Raw genomic sequence first — 20,690 nt, forward strand, 5'->3', positions numbered from 1 at the left:
TCACCCGTGGCACTTGTAGGAGCTTAAAGCAGCCCCTAATTACATATGCACCATGTGCTGGGCGCTTTCATTGGCGGGGAGTGGCGGGGCGATCCAAAATCCTTGCATTGCATCGCATCCATGTTCTTCCAGGAAATCCGCTTGTTCTTGCCTTTCTACTCCTTCGGCGATGACTTGTAGTCCTAGGGCTTTGGCCAAGGAAATGACCGCCATAACGATCGCGGCATCGTTGGTACTGTACGGGAGATTTTGGATAAGACTTTGATCGAGTTTGATGCCATCAACGGGAAATGACTTCAGATATCGAAGAGAAGCATAGCCCGCTCCAAAATCATCAATGTACAGATGGACGCCCATCGCTCTGATTTCGCGAAGGGTCTGGATGGTTTCTTCCGTTTCATGAATCAGAAACGTCTCGGTCAGTTCCAGTTTGAGATTTTCCGGATCCAGATGCGAATGCTTGAGGATGTCTTGTATGAGTTCAGGGAGATGCCCCTGATGGATTTGCCTGGCTGAGAGGTTTACGGCGACATGAGGAGCAGGAAATCCCTGCTTTTCCCAATATTTGGCTTGTTTGCTGGCTGAACGTAAAACCCATTCCCCTATAGGAATGATCATGCCATTTTCTTCGGCTTGGGGAATGAAGTGATTCGGACCAATGAGTCCTTGGTAGGGGTGATGCCAACGCAGCAAAGCTTCCATGCCAATGACTTGCTTGGTGCAAATATTCATTTGTGGTTGGTAATGGAGGAGAAATTCTTCTTTTGCCAACGCCCGACTGAGCTCCATCTCCAGTGTGGAGCCATCAAGACCAGCTGTTTTCATGCCGGCGGTGTAAAACTGATAGGTATTGCCGCCTTGCGCTTTGGCTCGATACATCGCGGCATCGGCATGAGATAAAAGTTCCTGGGGGTTGGCGCTATCCCAGGGATAGATGGTGATCCCGAGGCTTCCGGTCACACGCAGTTGGTGCTGCTTGATAATCACGGGCTGGGCCAGGAGGTGAAGAATGCGATGTGCAACAGCGGCCACGTCCTCAATCGACACGATTTGTTCCAAAAGGACTGCAAATTCATCTCCTCCCAATCGGACACCCGTATCAATTTCTCTAATACATTTTTTGATTCGTGCGGCCACAGTTTTGAGTAACGAATCCCCGTATTCATGGCCGAGGGTATCGTTAATATCTTTGAAATGATCCAGGTCCAAAAACATTAGAGCGATTGCCGTGTCGTTCCGATGGCAGCGGGCCACGGCACAATTTAATCGTTCATAAAAAAGGCCTCTGTTTGCAAGCCCTGTCAGGTGGTCGTAATGAGCCAATTGGGTAATGCGTTGTGTGGCCTTCTGGCGTTCCATGGCGTACCGAATGGCCCGGCACAGAGTCGAGCTGCTGGTCTGGCCTTTGATTAAATAGTCCTGGGCTCCACTTTTTACGGCTTGAATCGCCTGGGCTTCTTCCTCAACTCCGCTCAAAATCAGAATCGGGATATCGGGGCAAAACTGCATGAATTGCAGAATGGATTCAAATGATTTCCCGTCTGGGAGATGCGAGTCCAGAATAATGGCTTGGAATTTGTTTTGTTGAATGAGGTCGAGAGCATCACTGAGAGAAAGGCTATTCTCCAAAGTAAATTGGTTTTGGAGGCCTTCTTTCAGCATGTTTCTAATAACCAACGCTTCTTTAAGGTCATCTTCAACCAACAAAAGTGAAATCATGGTTGCTGCTTTCTTCCTGTTTAAGCTCGTTCCTAAGTCCAGGAACTATTTAGGTTCGAGAAGGCGGTCATAGGTTATCTTGTCGGATGTAGCAGTGTTTTCTTGATAGTTTTTGTAGATTTTGTCTTTTTGAGGAGAAGATCACAAAATAAATTTCAGGATCTTAATGCTAAAATTTTAAATAAAAACAAGCGGGTAATTGGTTTAATAGGTCAAATGAAGGCGACGGATTTTCAGAGAAATGATACGTGCTTTGTTGTAGGTGACTTTGGTTGATTCTTAGGAAATTTATCTTTACTTTTCAGACAAAATTTTTATATAGTGTTATCAAATTGCGCCTTGTATTTTTACCTTCGCTTTTTGTAAACAATAGGTCTTTTTCCTGGTTTCGCCCAAAACTCGGTATGACGTACTTAATACAGATTGGAGGGCGATTTATCTTTAAATCTGTATGAGAGATTGCTCACTTCTCTGGAAGTAAGATTCTTTTTTGGAAGAACGGTGAGGAAGGACTGATTGGTTTCTTGTGCTGCGAGGGCCCGTTGGCTCAATACGAAAAGTGGTATGATTGGGTTGAGCTATTAATTTTTAAGGAGCTATGTTAATGGGGAAGACAGCGTCATTGCCGGAGGTGATTCAGCGTTTAATTGAGATTGGTAAGCCCAAAGGGCATGTGACCATAAAAGACTTGACGAGTATTCTTCCTGCCGACCAGATCACTTCTGATCAATTACATACCATTTTAAGCGAGTTGCACGAAGTCAATCTCCAGGTAATCGATCCTTCAAAGCGGACGGCCTTGCAGTTGGCGGCGTTAAAAAAGAATGCGGGGCAAGAGGAATCAGATGATTCAGAGGAGGAAACGGATTCTTCCCTGGATATTGATTTGACGCCAGGTGAACCTACCCGCATCGATGATCCGGTCCGGTTGTATCTAAAAGAAATGGGACGGGTGCCTTTGCTCACCCGTGAAGGCGAAATTGAGCTGGCAAAACACATTGAGGAAGGCAAACGTGAGTTAGCATGTGCTGTCTATGGCATGCCGTTGAATATCAATTACCTAGAATCTCTCCACGACCAACTGAAGCTGGAGGAGATTCGTGTTCGAGATATCGTGCTCCTGCAGGAAACCTTAGAGGAAGAGGAAGTTGAAGAGGAGGCCATTGCCAGCGAACAGGAGGATGAAGAGCTCCGATTACGAACGTTAGAGAGTCTGGCAACGGTTCGAAAGCTTGGGCGTGGGTTGCTTTCACTTTACATTCAAAATCGAGATGGGCAAACGACTAAAAATTCGAAGGCGCAACTTGAGAAGCGCCGGATTGGTCTGGCTGACCAATTTGTGGATCAAATCGAGGCACTTAATCTGCATCAGCGTGTTAAAGACCAAATGTTAAGGCGTGTCAAAGATGTTGGGCAGGAAATTCGATCGGTTGAAATGATGACTGCCCGTCATACGAAAAGGCTTGGGCTTGCAGGGCAGGATGGTATGCAGGTGATTGGGAAAAAACCCCGCGCGACCACAAAAGGGAGTTCGCATAGGCGAAAACAGCAATTAACTCCGGAAGAAATCGAAAAGTTAAAACAAGAAGTGGAAGCAGGGAAAGGCACCCTCTTGCGGATCCAAGACGAGGTGCTGGGTATGCCGATGGAAGAATTTACGGCTGCCCTGACTATTCTGGAGACCGCCGAGGAAAAGGTGAAACGAGGGAAGGCCCAATTGATCGAGGCCAATTTGCGATTGGTCGTCAGTATTGCACGAAAATATACAAATCGGGGATTGCAGTTTATCGATTTGATCCAAGAAGGCAATATTGGATTAATGCGTGCTGTTGATAAGTTTGAGTATCAGCGTGGCTATAAATTTAGCACCTATGCAACGTGGTGGATTCGACAGGGTGTGACGCGTGCCATAGCCGATCAGGCCCGTACCATTCGTATTCCGGTGCATATGATTGAGGCCAATACAAAACTAGCCCGGACGGCAAGGCAGTTGGTGCAACAATTAGGGCGTGAGCCTACCCCAGAGGAAATTGCCGAACGGATGGGGCTAACTCCTGAAAAGGTCCGCATGATGTTGGATATTTCTAAGGGGACTATTTCCCTTGAAACGCCAATCGGCGAAAAAGAGGATAGCCAATTAGGGGACCTAATTGAAGATAAAAATGCAGTTTCTCCTATGGATGCTGCAAACCGTTATGATCTGCAACGTCAGATTGCTAATGCCTTGGGGGTGTTGACTCCTCGCGAAGAAACTGTGATTCGTAAGCGGTTTGGGATCGGTGATAGTACCGATCATACCCTGGAGGAAATTGGTCAGGATTTTGACGTGACTCGTGAGCGCATCCGTCAGATTGAGGCCAAAGCCCTAAAGAAACTTCGTCACCCAAGTTGCAGCCATAAACTTCGGAGTTTGGTGGACCATCTCTAATCTGAGTCTATAAATGAATCGATAAGGCCCCGTCATGTACATGACGGGGCTTTTTTTTTGCCATATCCCTAGGGAATTATGTTATGGATACTTGTGATTCTCTCTTTTCATGAATTTCTATTATTCATTCCTTTGACGTTCCCCTTCTCCGTTCCGGTATGTAGATGGTAAGATTTTTTTAAGATGCGGATTTTAGTGGTGGAAGATGAACCTAAGGTGGCTTCCTTTATCCGGCGAGCGCTGGAGGAAGAAAGTTATGCCGTCGATGTATGCGCGGATGGGCCGGGAGGGTTGGATTGGGCTCAAGCCGTAAATTATGACTTGATTGTCTTGGATTTAATGTTGCCAGGATTGCCAGGTCTCGAAGTGCTTAAGCGTGCTCGTGCCGCAGGTGTCAAAGCTCCCGTACTTATTTTAACGGCACGTTCAGAAGTGGACCAACGGGTCAAGGGGCTGGATGCTGGGGCTGACGATTATTTAACGAAACCCTTTGCGATTGAAGAATTGCTCGCCAGAGCTCGAGCGCTCCTTCGTCGAGCAGGAGGGGCTCCAACCGGAATTCTTCAAGTAGATGATGTGATACTAAATCCTGTGACTCGAGAGGTGACTCGTGCTGGCCAACGTCTTGAGTTCACGACTAAAGAATATGCGCTCTTAGAGTATTTAATGCGAAATGCGGGACGGGTGTTAACGCGGTCCATGATTACGGAACATGTGTGGGATTTGGATTTTGATACGTTTACAAATGTTATTGATGTGTATATTAGCTACTTGCGAAACAAAATTGATAAAGGACGGGAACGAAGTTTGATTCAAACGGTCAGGGGAAGCGGATATATGATGAGGTCGGACGGGTGAAAACGACCTCGATTCGAGTTCGATTAACTTTATGGTATGGATCCGCGTTGGCTCTCATTCTGGTTCTTTTTGCCGTGGCATTATATTTGGTCATGTCCCGCGCACTTCGGGAACAGGTGGATGCCTCGTTGGATGAGGCCGCAGCTGTGGCGATTCGAACCCTCGGAGAACACCGGTTTGGTCCATTCTTGATTTTTGAAGATTTATCTCAGGACTTTCCTGAAATCGCACTTTTGGATAAGTTTTTTCAAATTTTTGGGCCGGCGGGGCAAGTGACGATTCAGTCCGCTAATATTCAAAGCCGAGAGATTCCATTGAGTCAGACATCGTTTCGTGCCTCTCTCGATGGAAAATCCACGTTTGAATCCGTTCAATTTGAAAAAGGCGTTCCACTGCGATTGCTGTCGGTTCCTATTCGTCAAGATGATCAATTAGTGAATATTTTACGCGTTGGGACATCACTTTACCCAACAGAGCGAATGCTGCATCGGCTCTTAGCCGGGCTCTACATCGCGTCTCCTTTAGCCTTGCTCGTCTCCTTGGTCGGAGGGTGGTTTTTGGCAGGCCGAGCGTTGCGTCCGGTTCATGCCATTACGCAAGCGGCCCAACGTATAGCAGCCGGGGATTGGACTCAGCGGATTCAAACTCCTCATTCCAACGATGAAATTGGACAATTAGCCTCGACCTTTAATGACATGATTGGACGATTAGAAGTGTCATTCCGGCAAATCCGGCAGTTTAGTGCGGATGCGTCTCACGAACTTCGAACACCCTTAACCATTACAAAAGGGGAAACTGAGCTGGCGTTACGGCGACCACGGCAAGCAGAAGATTATCAGGCTGTGCTGGAGAGCAATTTGGAGGAAATCGACCGCATGAGCCGGATCGTGGATGAGCTTTTGTTTTTATCACGAGCGGATCTTGGGGAAATTAAGCTCAAGATGTATCCAGTTCAATTGGATGATTTAGTGCGAGAAATCCAGCAACAGGCCTTGGTGTTGGGCCAAGAACGCAATATTCACACAGTACTCAAAGCCATTGAGCCCGTCGTTGTCCAGGGAGACGATCTACGTTTGAGGGAATTACTTTTAAATCTGGTCGATAATGCCGTGAAATATTCTCATCAAGGACAAACCGTGGAACTCTCTTTGCTTGTTGCCGGAAACAAGGGAAAGCTAGTGGTTCGAGACCACGGTATTGGTCTTGCCTCTGAGGATCACGGCAGAATTTTTGATCGATTTTACCGGACCGATGAAGCGCGTTCTCATTCGGCAAAAGGAACTGGATTGGGTTTAGCGATTTGTAAGTGGATTGTGGAAGTTCACCATGGGACTATTGAGGTCCAAAGTGTCGTTCATGGTGGTTCATGCTTTACGGTTTTCCTCCCTTTGGCTCCGTCTGCTGCGATAGTGTAAGACACAGACTTCCCGCACTATTAAAATTTTTTAATTTTCCCCTAATTTATCTTTCATCTCCTGGTGGTACACATATACCTGTACTGACCAAATATAAAAGGAGCCTCTACAGGCCAGGTCTACAGAGGTAAATTTGTATTGGTCAAGGTTTGTTGCCTTAACCCTGAAATGTCCAGAGGGGGAACTCATGATTACAATTCAAAGGGGTTCACAATTCAGCGAAACGCAGGAAAGTCACGCACTGTCCTTGGTTAGGAGCCGATCTAAGAAACGGGCTCAATCAAGTTATCGAAATTCGCAGGCGGATTTGGATATGGATAAAGAGGAGAGCTCCAAATCCATTGCTGAGCCTGGATCCGTAAATTTAGAGTCCATGTACTTTCGTGGGTTTCGCTCACGCCCACTTTTGAATGCCAGGGAGGAGTTAGCGCTGGCTACCAGACTATATCAGGGTACGGCCCACCTTCGTTCATTGTTACAGGAGGCCTTTGAGCTTACCAAGGGACTGAATCAAGGTTCGGAGGTAAAGTTGTTTCAGGATGAATTGACAAAATTCTCAGAGCTAAATGGATATTCAGCTCCGGTAGTGGAAGCCATCGTAGAGTGTTTAGGCAACATTGAGACATTCTCGGCGATGAATGGCAAGGCAGGCCAAAAGCTTAGTCTGCGGTTTTCGGAAATTAGTCTTTCGATTGGTGAAGTTCGGGTGGATATTGAAGAACCAAAAGATGCCTTGGTGCAGCGCAATCTTCGTCTGGTAGTGGATGTCGCTAAGCGTTATTTAGGGCGAGGGATGAACTTTCTTGACCTTGTGCAAGAAGGGAATATTGGGCTGATGAAAGCGGCAGAACGATTTGATTACACCCGTGGGTTTAAATTCAGTACCTATGCGACGTGGTGGATTCGCCAGGGCATTTCGCGAGCGGTTGCCGATCAAAGCCGGACGATTCGTGTGCCGGTGCATACGAATGAGGCATCCACCAAAATTGCCAAGACTGCTCAGCGTCTTGCGCAGCAATTTGATAGAGAGCCCACATTTGAAGAAATTGGCCAACGCCTGGAGATGACCGGCGATCGGGTGAAAGAAACGATTGAAGCGTTTCAGGAGCCGATATCCCTAGATGCTCCTTCTGTGGATGGAGAGACGGAATTAGGAGAATTAATTCCTGACCTGGCCTGCCAGTCTCCTGACGAAGAAGTGTCCCGTAAATCAAATGCACAGTGGCTGAATCAAATTTTTCAGGTTTTGACTGACCGGGAGCAACAAGTCATTCGTTTACGCTTTGGTATTGGAGTGGATGAAGCTTGGACTCTGGAGCAGGTCGGGCGGTCCATGTCCGTAACTCGTGAGCGGATTCGTCAAATCGAGGTTGTGGCATTGAAAAAGCTCAAGGAGTCCCATGTCAAGGCCATGTTGGCTGAAATTCAGTGACCTGTTTCGGTCGCGAAACTTTAATTGTACAGGATAAAATCCATGACATCAGATTGACATAGGTACCAAAAAAGTGGTGAATTCAGAAGGGCAGGAATCTTATGGTTCCTGCTTTTCTTTTTGTGAGTGCGGTCATTCTCCTTATTAATCCGCCAGGATGGTTAAAGGATGGCATCATTCCGTGGGGAATTAATCAGGGCAAGGAAGATGGAAGCCGTCTAGTTTAGCGTGAGGTCTCAGGTTGGTGAGTGGGAAATGATTTCTAACGTGAGCACAAAAAAAGACCAGACCCGATTTTGAACGGATAACAGTATGCCAATTGAGATCACTCCCCATCTTTCTATTCCTGATTCTGACGTGCGATTTTCAGCTGCTCGAAGCGCAGGTCCTGGTGGACAACATGTTAATAAGGTGAATAGTCGCGTCATTTTAGAGTTTGACGTCAACCATACGTCCGTTCTTAGTGGCTATCAAAAACGACGAATTGCCGAAATGGTTGGGCAACGCATGAACCAAGAAGGGGTTCTGAGGCTGCAGGCTCAACGACATCGCACCCAATCGGCTAATCGCGCTGATTTATTGGAGAAGTTTGTGAAATTACTGCAGGATGCCCTGCGCCCTGTAAAGGCCCGGGTTCCAACCCGAGTGCCGCATCGAGTGCGTGAGAAGCGTTTGGAAGAGAAGAAACTGCGAACTCGCGCGAAGCGGGTGCGACAAAACCCAAAAAATATAGATGAAACGTAACGATCTGCAATGTTTGACGACAAGGGAATTTCATGACGACCCGTTCCTCCCATTCTAGTTCTTTCATGCCAACTCCACCCCGTGCTAAACGCGTCCCGTACCGGTTAGAACATCATGGGCACGTTCGAACAGACGAGTATTATTGGCTCAGAGATCGTGAGAACCCTGAAGTCCTGGCCTATTTGCAGGCTGAGAATGAGTATGCCGCCACGTTGAGGAGCCACACCAGAGAATTGGAGCAGACCCTGTTTGAAGAGATCAGGGACCGCATTCAGCCAACGGATTTATCTGTTCCGTTTCGGCTGGGAGACTTTTGGTATTACACTCGCTATGAAGAGGGAAAGGAATATGCCCTATACTGCCGTAAAGAGAAATCCTTAGCGAATCCGGAACTCATCATGGTCGATGGCAATGAATTGGCTCGGGGACATGATTATTTCTCATTGGGGAATTGGACGGTAAGTTTTGCCCAAGATATTCTCGCCTATGCCATTGATACGCAAGGTCGGCGGATATATACCATTGGCTTTAAAAATCTGACAACGGGCGAGACGATTGATGAATGGATTCCTTCGGTGACAGGAAATATGGAGTGGGGCAATGACAACCGTACTCTCTTTTATTCCAGACAGGATTCTGTAACCTTGCGATCCAATCAGATTTTTTGTCATCGGTTGGGGACGAACCCCCAACTGGATACGTTGGTGTATGAGGAAACGGATGAAACCTTTTCTGTTTCTATCGAAAAAACAAAATCCAAACAGTATTTGTTGATTGGATCCCATCAATCCATAACGAATGAGTACCGGTATCTGAATGCGGATAACCCTGAAAGCGATTTTCAGATATTTCAGGCCAGGAAACGAGGGCATGAATACGATGTGGATCATCTGGGGGATCATTTCTGGATTCGAACGAATGATGATGCCAAAAACTTTCGTTTGATGCGGACTGAAACAAAAGCCACGAGCGCCACACACTGGGAAGAAGTGATTCCTCACCGGCTAGAGGTGTATTTGGAAGGATTTGAGCTATTCAAGAATTTCCTGGTGTTAGAAGAACGGAGGCAGGGTCTCATCCATCTTCGTATGCTTCGGACCGAAGATGCCTCTGAACATGAACTGAATTTTGGAGAGCCGGCCTACCTTGCAGCGTTGGGGGATAATTTAGAAGCCGATACTCCTTATCTACGATTTGGGTATACATCCATGACCACCCCCATGACCATCTATGATTATCACATGGAAACACGAGAAAAAATTCTTCTCAAACAAGAACCGGTCCTTGGGAATTTTCACATCAGCCACTACCAGACGGAACGCCTTTTTGCTCCAGCACCAGATGGTACCTCTATTCCTATATCCGTGGTCTACCGAAAAGGTTTTGTTCCGGATGGCACGCATCCCCTGTTGTTGTATGGCTATGGTTCCTATGGTGCGAGCATGGATGCAAGTTTTAGCTCCCCCCGACTCAGCTTGTTGGATCGTGGGTTTGTCTATGCGTTAGCCCACATTCGAGGTGGAGAGGAACTGGGCCGACAGTGGTATGAAAACGGCAAGTTATTATCCAAGAAAAATACCTTCACGGATTTTATTGCCTGTGCCGAATTTTTAATTCGGCAAGGGTACGCTGCCCCTCAGAAATTATTCGCTCTTGGTGGAAGCGCTGGTGGTTTGTTGATGGGGGCGATTATGAATATGCGGCCTGATTTGTTTCATGGTGTAGTGGCACAGGTTCCTTTTGTGGATGTGGTGACCACGATGTTAGATCCCAATATCCCTCTGACGACGGGAGAATATGATGAATGGGGTGATCCCAATCAACAACAGTTTTACGAGTATATGCTTTCCTATTCACCTTACGATAACCTTCAACCCCAGCCGTATCCTCACCTTTTAGTGACTTCAGGGTTGCATGACTCACAAGTGCAATTTTGGGAGCCGACCAAATGGGTTGCAAAACTGCGTGCGCTGAAGACCGATAATCAACGCCTTTTGCTCAGAACCAATATGGATGCAGGCCATAGTGGAGCCTCAGGCCGTTTTAAACGGTATGAGGAAACCGCGATGATCTATGCATTCTTATTGGATCTCGCCGGTTCCGCTGACCGGTAAGGTATTCCCTTTTTTTTCAGGAATCTCATTGACTCGCACATTCGTCTTCAGCTCCAGATCACATTTCCCCTAGTGAGTCAAGGCGAGCGTGAGGAGGCTCCCAGTGTTGGTTCCCCTGTCCTGATGGGTAGCTGTCCTCAGAGCCTGGCTCTATCCGCGTAGGGTCTCTTCAGCCCTTGGTGGAAATGGAAAAACCTCGATCCTAGGCTCTTGCCAGATGAACCAAGATTCTCTACATTCTTAGGCATGACCCCCAGACGATTCCGGGCCAAGGTTCTCTCTGTTCGGCATTTGACTCAAGATGTTCGAGAATTAATCTTGGAGTTGGTGGATACCCAGAGCTTAGAATTTCTCCCAGGCCAAGCAATTGCCGTAAACATCCCTGATGGGGCTTCGGGCCGTTCATTCCTGAGATACTATTCGCTGGCTTCACTTCCCAGTTCCTCTCATCAGCTCGTACTACTCTTTAATACCGGAGACAAAGGAAAAGGCGCAACGTTTTCGTTGGAGCATTCGATCGGTGAGGAACTTGAATGTTCCGGTCCTTTCGGTTCATTTCACCTTCATGAGGACCCTGAACGAGATCTGTTATTTATTGGGACGGGAACCGGCATCGCGCCTTTATGGTCTATGCTGTCCAGTCTCTTTGAGCAATCGTGTTCTCAGCCCATGACCTTGCTGTGGGGACTTCGGAGTGAGTCGGATATCTACTATTTGGACCAGTTGCAAAAGTGGGCCGATTGCTATAAAAATTTTTCCTTTAATCTGACCCTGTCTCAACCTGTTCATCATTGGAGGGGAAGGACGGGACGGGTGACACATCTGCTTCAGGAGTTCCCGGATGTGGATCATCTAGCGGTATATGTGTGTGGTAATCGAAAAATGGTTGCGGATGTCACCAGTCTCCTTCAGCGTAAGGGAATATGTCCTGTCTATCGCGAACGGCACCATGAAGAGAAATAATACGTTGGTCTTCGATTGGCAGATTTGTCTCTTCATGGTGCCGTTTAGTTCCTTGCTTCGCACGTCCATGCAGGTTCACTCTCTTCTCGCCAAAGGCTTTCTGGAGGAATAGGTTGAAAGGTCGTTGTGATGCAGGATGAGATGAATGTTAGGACACAGTTAAGTGAGCGCTCAGGGGAACACGATGATCTCCCTGCTGATCTTGGGATTTATCTCCATGTTCCTTTTTGTATAAAACGATGTCATTTTTGTGCATTTTATCTCGTCCTGCATGAAGAACTACGGGTGAAACAGTTTCTTCAGGCCATTGAACAAGAAATCGCGCTGTATGCTAACCAACCGGGAATGAGAGAGCGAACGGTTGCAACCGTCTATGTCGGGGGTGGGACTCCCACGGTCTTACGTCCTGAACAGTTGGCTCTTATTTTTTTTAGCATTAGGTCCAAGTTTTCCCTCTCGGAACAGTGTGAAATCACCGTCGAAGCAACACCGGAATCTCTTACGGACAGGTATGTTGATTTTCTTCAGCAAGCAGGCGTGACACGTTTAAGTATAGGGATCCAATCTTTTGATCAACAGGAACGGACGATGTTGGGACTTTCAGGGACCAGTGCGGAGGCTAAAGCCAAGGTTCAAAACGCAAAACAGGCTGGTTTCTCCAATATTAATCTTGACCTCATCTACGGGACTCCCAACCAAACTGTCCAGTCATGGGAAAGGACTCTGACTTATGCACTGGAGCTGGATCCCTCTCATTTGTCCTGTTATGCACTTTCTATTGAAAAAGGGACTCGATTCTATAATGAATTTCGGCGCGGGCTATTTGAGGTGATGGACCCAGATCATGAGGCGTCTTTTCAGGAGCAGGCTGAAGTCCAATTGGAGTCGTTGCAATGGTCTCGCTATGAACTTTCCAATTGGGCGAAGGCAGGATTTGCCTGTCAGCATAATCTTCGATATTGGCGAGGGTTGGAGTATTTGGGATTGGGTCCAAGTGCCCAATCCTTTATTTCCGAATGCCGGTTTGGAAACGTGTCCAGTCTTGAGCATTATTCGAAATATTTGATGGCCGGACAACTGCCGATTGCCTCAAAAGAGGTGCTGTCTCGTTTTCAGCAAGAAAAGGAACGTATTGTGTTTGGATTGCGTCTGCTTGAGGGGGTGCCAATTGATTGGATCTATCGGGCATCTCAGGACGAATGCTGGATGACATCGTATGAGGGACTGGTGAAAGAAGATTATCTTCTTCCGACAGAAAGATGTGTGCAGTTAACGCGGAAGGGTCGCCAGTTCGCCGATACGGTTGGTATGCGATTACTGTAAAAATTATGTGACTTGAATTGAATTCTTGAAGAGATGTCAATGGCATTTAAGGAAAGTGCCTGTTATTGAGGCGTTTTGCTGAGAGAGGCGTACAATGAGGATTTGATTGCGTTATATACAGGGTTATTCAGAAATCTTCCCCAGTTTTTGTGGATAAAACATCTTCTGGTCTTTTTTGAATAGTAAGGAGTTGAATGTATTTTGTAGGTAAGATTATACGGAATCTGTGTTGAAAAAAATGGTAAAGTTTTTAACAAACAATTAGTTAAGCGGTGGTAGGATGTTTCGTAAGTCATTGGCAATTTTAGAGGAATCGTTTCTGACAGCTGGATTGTTGGTGTTTTTCCACAGGCCATGGGGATAAATGGAATCCACCTGAATTATTCCTGAGAAATGTACTGAGGATGATGAAATTGCAGGTATGTTGCATGGGAGAAAAAAATTGAGCAGTATGCTTCTATCTGAAATGCAGCAATCATGTATGGGTCCTGATGCTTAAGAATGACTTTTTGAAATTGGGTGTTCCTCTTCATTCCCGGGAGCTCTCATAAGCCCATGAACCCAATTTCTCCTTTGCCCCTTGTTACAGGATTAGAAAAACAAACCCAACCTGTTTCCACGCATCGTTTATCAAAAAGCCGCTTCCTGGCGGGTTTGCAATGTGCCAAGCGGTTGTATTTGGAAATCCATTCGCCAGAATTAGCCACCCCGCCTACGCCGGATCGCCGGGCCATCATGGATATGGGCACAGATGTTGGCGTCGTTGCGCGTCAATGTTTTCCCCACGGTGTTCTGATTGAACAAACACACCGTCAAATTCCTGCAGCTCTTCTTCGCACCAATGAGATTGTGAAGGATGCAGACATCCAGTCCCTGTTTGAAGGGGCGTTTGTCTGGCAAGGTATTTTGGTTCGTGTTGACATCTTGGAGCGGATTGATGCTAGGCGTTGGCGATTGATTGAAGTGAAGGCGACTTCGAAAGTGAAAGCTACGCATTTGGACGATCTGGCAATTCAAGCTGCAGTCCTGGAGGGAGCGGGCATCGAAGTCAGCGGGTGTTTTTTAATGCATCTGAATACCCAGTATTCTTATCTTGGCGGAGATCTAAATTTAGAAGAAATGTTTGTTTTGGAAAATAAGACCGAAGAAGTGGAGGCGCGTCGGCCATTGATTCAGGCACAGCTTGAGGATATGTGGAAGACGTTGGAGCAGGCGACACCACCCTCCATTGTCCCTGATAATCATTGCTATCAGCCGTATGAATGCCCTTTCTGGAACCATTGCACGAAAGAGAAGCCTCAGCGGTGGGTGTTTCATCTCCCTGGTAGCTCGAAATTGCAACCGCTCCTCCTGGAGGAGGGGATTGAAACCATTGATGAGATTCCAGACCATATTCAGTTGTCCGCAACTCAGCAACGAGTGAAGGATAATGTGGAATGGATCTCACCTCTCCTTCGGCCTCGTCTGCAATCCGTCAGGTTTCCGGTTCATCATTTAGATTTTGAAACTTTTATGCCGGCGATCCCGGCGTTTGCTCATACTCGTCCCTATCGGCCGATTCCCTTCCAGTGGTCAAACCATATTGAATACCCTGATGGCACAGTCGTTCACCATCATTATCTGTGCACCGACGGCCGGGACCCTCGAGAAGAAGTGGCTTTGAGTCTGTTGGAGAGCGTAGGGGAAGCCGGGACTATCTGTGTCTATTCGGAATATGAGCGTTTTCTGCTTTTTGGGCTGGGAGATGTGCTGCCTCAGTTGAAGCCCACCCTATCGAAGGTGGTTCGCCGGTTATGGGATCTTCTTTCGGTCATTCAGCAACATTATTATCATCCGAACTTTCACGGTTCCTACTCCATTAAAACCGTCTTGCCAGCTTTGGTTCCTTCCTTGGCTTACGATGATTTAACCATCCAAAATGGGGCCGTGGCTGCCGTCATGTACCAGAAAATGGTTTTTCATGAAACAGACCTCATGGAGCGTGCTCACATCGCCCAGGCATTACATGAATATTGTGGCCGGGACACATGGGCAATGGTTGAGCTGAGACGGGTACTCCTGGATCGTGCCGGAGGATGCTCATCTTGAGAAGTGCGCTAAATTCCGTTGACCCATTCGTCTGTCGCTGCTAAAATTTCACGGGATCTGTCTTTCCCAGACTTCACCAGTCCAATGATGCCTGTGTCCTAGATATTCTGCCTCCTCGCCAACGCAATTTATTGAGGGAAAAAACCTAGTGAATATACTGGTATTACATGGGCCTAATCTGAATTTACTTGGAACTCGTGAGCCGACCATCTATGGCACCATCACCTTGGACGAGGTGAATGTTTCACTGGAAAATTTAGGAAAGGAGTTAGGTGTTTCGGTCGAGAGCCGGCAATCCAATGTGGAAGGGGAATTGATTACCTGGATCCAGGAGGCCAAGGCACGATTTGAAGGGGTGGTGTTTAATCCTGCTGCCTATACCCACACCAGTATAGCCCTCCGGGATGCGATTGTGAGCGTGGGAATTCCTATGGTCGAAGTCCATTTATCGAATATCCATCGCCGGGAAAGTTTTCGTCGGCGCTCTTACCTTGCCCCGGTGTCGCTTGGCCAAATTTCTGGGTTTGGACCCCAAAGTTACCTGCTTGGACTGAGAGCGCTGGTTGATGCGCTTCAGCGGACAATCCCATTACACCACTAAAATTTCTGTTCACGTTTATTGTATGAGGAGTTTGATGCTGTGATAACGACTGCAGAATTTCGAAATGGGTCGCGCTTGGAGCTGGATGGGCAACCCTATTATATTGTGGAATTTCAACATGTAAAACCCGGAAAAGGCGGTGCCTTTGTTCGAACAAAACTGAAGGGCTATAAAACGGGGAATGTCATTGATCGTACATTTCGTTCTGGAGAAAAATTCGACGAGCCCAACCTTGAGGAATGCGACATGCAATTTCTCTATAACGCTGGCGAAGAATATGCCTTCATGGATATTAGTAGTTTTGAGCAGTTTACCTATCTTAAAAACCAATTGGGCGAAAACGTCGATTTGCTCAAGGAAAACACCGTCGTCAAAATTTTGTTGTATCATGATGAGCCGATCGCGGTAGAGTTGCCTGTCTTTATGGAGTTGAAAGTCGTGGAAACCGATCCCGGCATCCGAGGGGATACGGCATCCGGGGGGACCAAGTTGGCCGTTGTCGAGACCGGCGCCTCCGTGAAGGTGCCTCTCTATCTGGTAACCGGAGAAGTGATTAAAATTGATACGAGGACGCGCAGCTATGTAGAACGGGTTCGGTAATTCGGGGTCCCTGTCCTCCAGACATACACGAAATAGGAGATTATGGCTGATTCATCCAGAAGAGAAATCGAAGACCTTGTCGAAGTGTTAAACCGGCACCACCTGACCGAGTTGGAATTCGAAAAAAAAGGTGTGCGAATTCGCATTAGACGGGATCATGTGCCGGCTGTTACTTCCCACCAGATAGACGGATCAAAGCCAGTGGACACTGGCTCCTCATTGGAGAAGCCGGTTCCGATCCTCTCTACCGAGCCCGCACATTTCTTGACTGTGACCTCGCCCATTGTGGGGACCTTTTATCGTTCCCCTTCTCCTGATACTGATCCCTATGTCGAAGAAGGTGATATTGTCAAAAAAGGGCAGGTGCTTTGCATTGTCGAAGCCATGAAACTGATGAATGAAATTGAGGCGGAAACCGATGGCAAAGTCGTCAAAATTCTGGTGGAAAGTACGACTCCGGTTGAGTTTGGCCAGCCGCTCTATTTAATTGATCCTTTGTCGGGATCTTGAGAGCTGGGTTGTCCTGATAGTGATTTGGAGAGTCACGGTTGCTCATAATGATTAGAATGGCTTTCTGAAGTCTTTTTATCTTAAGGATACGACGTGTTTAAAAAAATTCTTATTGCCAATCGTGGAGAAATTGCTCTGCGGGTGAATCGAGCGTGCCGGGAGTTGGGTATTCGCACCGTCGCGATTCATTCAGATGTTGATGCTCAATCACTCCATGTCCGTTACGCAGACGAACATGTCTGTGTCGGACCTGCCGAAGGGGGTCTGAGTTATAGAAATATTCCGAATGTCTTGAGTGCTGCCGAAATTACCGGAGTGGATGCGATTCACCCCGGGTACGGGTTTTTAGCTGAAAATGCGCATTTTGCGGAGGTATGCGAGTCGATTGGGATTACCTTTATTGGACCAACTTCCGAGCATATTGCTCTACTCAGCGATAAATCAAAAGCCAGGGCCCACATGAAGAAACGTGGAATCCCTGTGTTGCCAGGGAGCGATGGTGAATTAAACGATCCCAATACCTGTGTCGCTATTGCCAAAAAGCTTGGGTTTCCCGTTATTGTGAAAGCCTCGGCCGGTGGCGGGGGGCGAGGGATGCGGGTGGTCTGGCATGAAGAAGAGTTGGCCCAGGCGATCGAATCCGCTCAATTAGAAGCCCAAACAGCCTTTGGGCATGGCGGTGTGTATCTTGAGCGATTTTTTGAAGATCCACGGCACATTGAATTTCAGATTATGGCGGATAACCATGGGCATGTTGTGCATTTTCATGAACGAGATTGTTCCATACAGCGTCGCTATCAAAAGGTGTTGGAGGAATCCCCTTCTCCGGCGTTGGACGATTCGTTACGACGCAAAATGGGGCAGGTGGCAGTTGAGGCCATCAAGTCCGTGAAGTATCGAAATGCCGGCACCGTGGAGTTCCTCATGGATCAAAGTGGAAAATTTTATTTCATGGAAGTCAACACGCGTATTCAAGTTGAGCATCCGGTCACCGAAATGGTGACGGGAGTCGACCTGATTAAGGAGCAAATTCGTATTGCTGCTGGGGAAGAGCTGTCCTATCGACAAAAAGATATTCAATTGACCGGGCATGCCATCGAATGCCGAATCAATGCCGAATGTCCGGATCGATTTACCCCTAGCCCCGGTACCATCACAAAATTTTGTCCACCTGGCGGACCAGGGATACGCGTGGATACCGCCATGGATAACACCGGTATTGTCCATCCGTATTATGACTCGATGATTGCGAAGCTTATTGCCTTTGGGCGAGATCGAGAGGAAGCCATGGCTCGTACTAGACGGGCGTTGGATGAATTTGTAATTGAAGGAATTAAAACCAGTATTCCTCTCCATCGGCGGATTCTTGATCATCCTGATTTCCAAAAGGGTCCCGTGTCCACTCGATTTTTGGACCGGCTTGTTGCTTTACAGTCCCCATGAGCGCAGTCCCTATTTCTCGGATTTCCCTCCCCACTGCTTTTTCTCGGTTTTATCTCATTGTCGATGACAGCTGGGCCTCGCGATGTTCACTGGCGGAGGTCGTGCAGCAGGCTGGCGAAGCAGGGGTTAAGCTGGTGCAATATCGGAATAAAACCGGATCGATGAAACAGGCATATGAGGCTGGCCGGGTTCTGCGAAATGTGGCGGCAAAGAGGGACATGACGTTTATTGTGAATGATCGATGTGATTTGGCGTTGGCTCTCGAGGCCGATGGTGTTCATCTTGGTCAGGCCGACCTTCCCCTACTTCTTGCACGGAAAGTTGTCGGACAGAAAATGTTGATTGGCGTTTCGACCCACAATCCTGAACAGGTGCGATTAGCCACGGAAGAAGGTGCGGATTATTTAGGGTTTGGCCCTATCTTTTCGACAAGAACCAAAGCGAATCATGAGCCGGTTGTTGGTATTGAAGGACTGGCTGGTATTCGAGACCTGACCCCCCTTCCTATCATTGCCATTGGTGGGATTGTTCCAGATTCTGTTCCGGCACTCCAAGCGGCAGGTGCCAATGGAGTAGCGGTCGCTTCGGCCATACTCAATGCGAGTGATCGCCCCAAAGCGTTGGCGCGGTTTATGTCTCTTTTTTAATGAGGTGGTTGGCCAATCGTTGAATTTCAGGATGGTTGGCTAAGTTTTCCATTCCCTTTCGCCAGTCCGTCTGCACGGTTTTTTGATATTCCAAGGGGCCAAATACCGGTACGGTCGACCATTCATGAATCAGACCAATCGTGGAGGTTCGCTGCCGAATGAAACACTCGTTTTGGGTTGAGGGCAGGGGATCATTCAGGACGATTCCGCACGGCTTAATGCCTGCACCGTGCAGTGCTTCCAAAGTCAGGAGCAAATGATTCACGCTGCCAAGGCTCGTTCTGCTGACCACGATAGCCGGAAGATTCAGCGACACGATCAGGTCTCGTATGGTGTGTGTTGGTGAGAGTGGAGTCAAGACCCCTCCTGCACCTTCCACGAAACACACGGAATGCTGTTGCCTGACGACATGAAAGGCGGTGGCAATTCCCGCCACATCAATGGCTATTCCCTGTGCGCGAGCGCAAGCTAACGGCGCAATGGGCTGAGGAAAGGCATAGAGACAGATTGACGCAAAGGGAGGAGGAGGGGAGAGTAGACTCTGAAGACGGCCTGTGTCGGAAGTCTCTGGCTGTTGAGGATCGAGACCGGTTTCCACCGGCTTCATGACGCCCACTCGATGCCCTTTTTTTTGCAACGCCAGAACCAGAGCCGCCGTGATGGTTGTTTTTCCGACACCGGTGTCGGTTGCGGTCATGAATATGGCGAGATGGTCAGATTGAGCACTCATGGTCAGAGATATGCTGGAAAATGTGCGGGTCACCAAATCCGGCTGTCCAGATTCCATATTTGTCCGGATGTGTTAGGCGACAAGGCCAGGTGATAGACAGTTGTAGCCACATATTGTAATGAAGAAGGTCTCGGGAGAGTATGGTTGCCTGGTTCCATTGCCGACTGCCATCCTGGTTCTGATAATGGTGAGGTGTGCCATCCTGGAAACACCATATTTATTCGAATATTGAAGGCTCCCCATTCCTTTGCCACTGTCTGCATCAATCCAGTCAGTCCTGCTTTGGAAGCCGCATAGGCGGCTTGGCCTGCCACTCCTTGTTCAGCGGAAAGAGAGCCTACAAAAATCACGGCCCCATCATGTTGTTGTTCGAAAATGGGGGCGATAGCTTTGAGCACAGTATAGGCACCGGTCAAGTTCGTGTGAAGGGTACGGGTCCAGTCCTCAGGGGAGGTTTTGAGTAAGAGTTTTGAAGGGGCTACCCCGACGGCCCACACCAGTACGTTCAGAGAATGGTGGGACTGGATGAACTCCTGCAGAATGGCCTGAATTTTTAAGTTGTTGGCGACATCGGCTTGATACAGATGACTTTCTCCCCCGGCCTTCCTGATCGCCGCCGCAGTTGCATTCGCTGCGGTTTGATGTTGATGGTAATGAAGGCCTACTCTCCAGCCCTGGTGTCCGAAAACCTTCGCAATGGCTCCACCGATGACTCCGGATCCTCCAAATACCATGATGTTCGAACGGGTGTTCATCTTACCGACTATTGATTGGCGATGGGGGTCATTCGTAAATGGGGAGTACAGCGTGTCACTCTCATGCATCGTTGAAAAAGTGAAAATAATGAGATTAGGGGTTGGTATAGGACTGGACTGGCTTGGTGCCGTTTTGTATTGATTACCATTTGGTTTCCTTGTTTCTTAGTCTGCATAGGACAAAGAGATTGTCAATGCTTGAATGGTCTGCAAACAAAAAATGCGGAATTTTTAGGGTGAATGGGACCTGGATCGTTGGTCCTTGCTTGGATCTTGCCCGTTTTAATGATCCTATGGTAGGTTCACATCACTTTCTGTCT

17 protein-coding genes are annotated in these 20,690 nt (G+C 47.8%); 14 read left to right on the forward strand and 3 right to left on the reverse strand.

All coding sequences use genetic code 11. The features are described from left to right. Window positions 1-39 precede the first annotated feature (39 nt). Complete coding sequence (locus tag PJI16_03255; GenBank protein MDT3776575.1) at window positions 40-1,719, reverse strand: EAL domain-containing protein; 1,680 nt, start codon at window positions 1,717-1,719, stop codon at window positions 40-42. Window positions 1,720-2,323: 604 nt separating this feature from the next. Here PJI16_03255 and rpoD point away from each other — a divergent pair. The 14 genes from rpoD (at window position 2,324) to thiE (ending at window position 18,885) form a co-directional block, all read left to right on the forward strand. Next, complete coding sequence (gene rpoD / locus PJI16_03260; GenBank protein MDT3776576.1) at window positions 2,324-4,147, forward strand: RNA polymerase sigma factor RpoD; 1,824 nt, start codon at window positions 2,324-2,326, stop codon at window positions 4,145-4,147. Window positions 4,148-4,330: 183 nt separating this feature from the next. Then, window positions 4,331-5,005, forward strand: coding sequence for a response regulator transcription factor (locus PJI16_03265; protein MDT3776577.1), 675 nt, complete (start codon window positions 4,331-4,333; stop codon window positions 5,003-5,005). After that, window positions 5,002-6,420, forward strand: a complete 1,419-nt coding sequence (locus PJI16_03270) for a heavy metal sensor histidine kinase (GenBank protein ID MDT3776578.1) — start codon at window positions 5,002-5,004, stop codon at window positions 6,418-6,420. The genes PJI16_03265 and PJI16_03270 overlap by 4 nt, the downstream gene beginning before the upstream one ends. 187 nt (window positions 6,421-6,607) lie before the next feature. After that, window positions 6,608-7,852, forward strand: coding sequence for a sigma-70 family RNA polymerase sigma factor (locus PJI16_03275; protein ID MDT3776579.1), 1,245 nt, complete (start codon window positions 6,608-6,610; stop codon window positions 7,850-7,852). A gap of 312 nt (window positions 7,853-8,164) precedes the next feature. After that, window positions 8,165-8,596 carry an alternative ribosome rescue aminoacyl-tRNA hydrolase ArfB gene (gene arfB, locus PJI16_03280; protein ID MDT3776580.1) on the forward strand — a complete coding sequence of 144 codons (432 nt, stop codon included), beginning with the start codon at window positions 8,165-8,167 and terminating at the stop codon, window positions 8,594-8,596. Window positions 8,597-8,628: 32 nt separating this feature from the next. Continuing rightward, window positions 8,629-10,710, forward strand: a complete 2,082-nt coding sequence (locus PJI16_03285) for a S9 family peptidase (GenBank protein MDT3776581.1) — start codon at window positions 8,629-8,631, stop codon at window positions 10,708-10,710. A gap of 246 nt (window positions 10,711-10,956) precedes the next feature. Further along, window positions 10,957-11,673, forward strand: a complete 717-nt coding sequence (locus PJI16_03290) for an FAD-binding oxidoreductase (protein ID MDT3776582.1) — start codon at window positions 10,957-10,959, stop codon at window positions 11,671-11,673. Window positions 11,674-11,814: 141 nt separating this feature from the next. Continuing rightward, on the forward strand, window positions 11,815-12,996 hold the full coding sequence (gene hemW, locus PJI16_03295) for a radical SAM family heme chaperone HemW (protein MDT3776583.1): 1,182 nt from the start codon (window positions 11,815-11,817) through the stop codon (window positions 12,994-12,996). A 555-nt stretch (window positions 12,997-13,551) separates the two neighbouring features. Further along, window positions 13,552-15,084 (forward strand): DUF2779 domain-containing protein, encoded by a 1,533-nt coding sequence (locus tag PJI16_03300; GenBank protein ID MDT3776584.1) that lies wholly within the window; start codon window positions 13,552-13,554, stop codon window positions 15,082-15,084. 148 nt (window positions 15,085-15,232) lie between these two features. Next, entirely contained in the window at window positions 15,233-15,685 is a 453-nt protein-coding gene (aroQ, locus tag PJI16_03305; protein ID MDT3776585.1) for a type II 3-dehydroquinate dehydratase, read from the forward strand. A 39-nt stretch (window positions 15,686-15,724) separates the two neighbouring features. After that, complete coding sequence (gene efp / locus PJI16_03310; GenBank protein ID MDT3776586.1) at window positions 15,725-16,285, forward strand: elongation factor P; 561 nt, start codon at window positions 15,725-15,727, stop codon at window positions 16,283-16,285. 42 nt (window positions 16,286-16,327) lie between these two features. Continuing rightward, on the forward strand, window positions 16,328-16,795 hold the full coding sequence (gene accB, locus PJI16_03315) for an acetyl-CoA carboxylase biotin carboxyl carrier protein (protein ID MDT3776587.1): 468 nt from the start codon (window positions 16,328-16,330) through the stop codon (window positions 16,793-16,795). A 93-nt stretch (window positions 16,796-16,888) separates the two neighbouring features. Continuing rightward, complete coding sequence (gene accC / locus PJI16_03320) at window positions 16,889-18,238, forward strand: acetyl-CoA carboxylase biotin carboxylase subunit (GenBank protein MDT3776588.1); 1,350 nt, start codon at window positions 16,889-16,891, stop codon at window positions 18,236-18,238. Then, window positions 18,235-18,885: a thiamine phosphate synthase gene (thiE, locus tag PJI16_03325; protein ID MDT3776589.1), complete on the forward strand. Its 651-nt coding sequence runs from the start codon at window positions 18,235-18,237 to the stop codon at window positions 18,883-18,885. The genes accC and thiE overlap by 4 nt, the downstream gene beginning before the upstream one ends. Here thiE and bioD read toward each other — a convergent pair. Then, window positions 18,869-19,672 carry a dethiobiotin synthase gene (bioD, locus tag PJI16_03330; protein MDT3776590.1) on the reverse strand — a complete coding sequence of 268 codons (804 nt, stop codon included), beginning with the start codon at window positions 19,670-19,672 and terminating at the stop codon, window positions 18,869-18,871. The genes thiE and bioD overlap by 17 nt on opposite strands. Then, window positions 19,645-20,370, reverse strand: coding sequence for an SDR family NAD(P)-dependent oxidoreductase (locus PJI16_03335; protein ID MDT3776591.1), 726 nt, complete (start codon window positions 20,368-20,370; stop codon window positions 19,645-19,647). Before PJI16_03335 ends, bioD begins: the two co-directional genes overlap by 28 nt. Between the last annotated feature and the right edge of the window lie 320 nt (window positions 20,371-20,690).

This window comes from Nitrospira sp. MA-1 (assembly GCA_032139905.1).
In the GTDB taxonomy this organism is placed as follows: Bacteria; Nitrospirota; Nitrospiria; order Nitrospirales; family UBA8639; genus Nitrospira_E.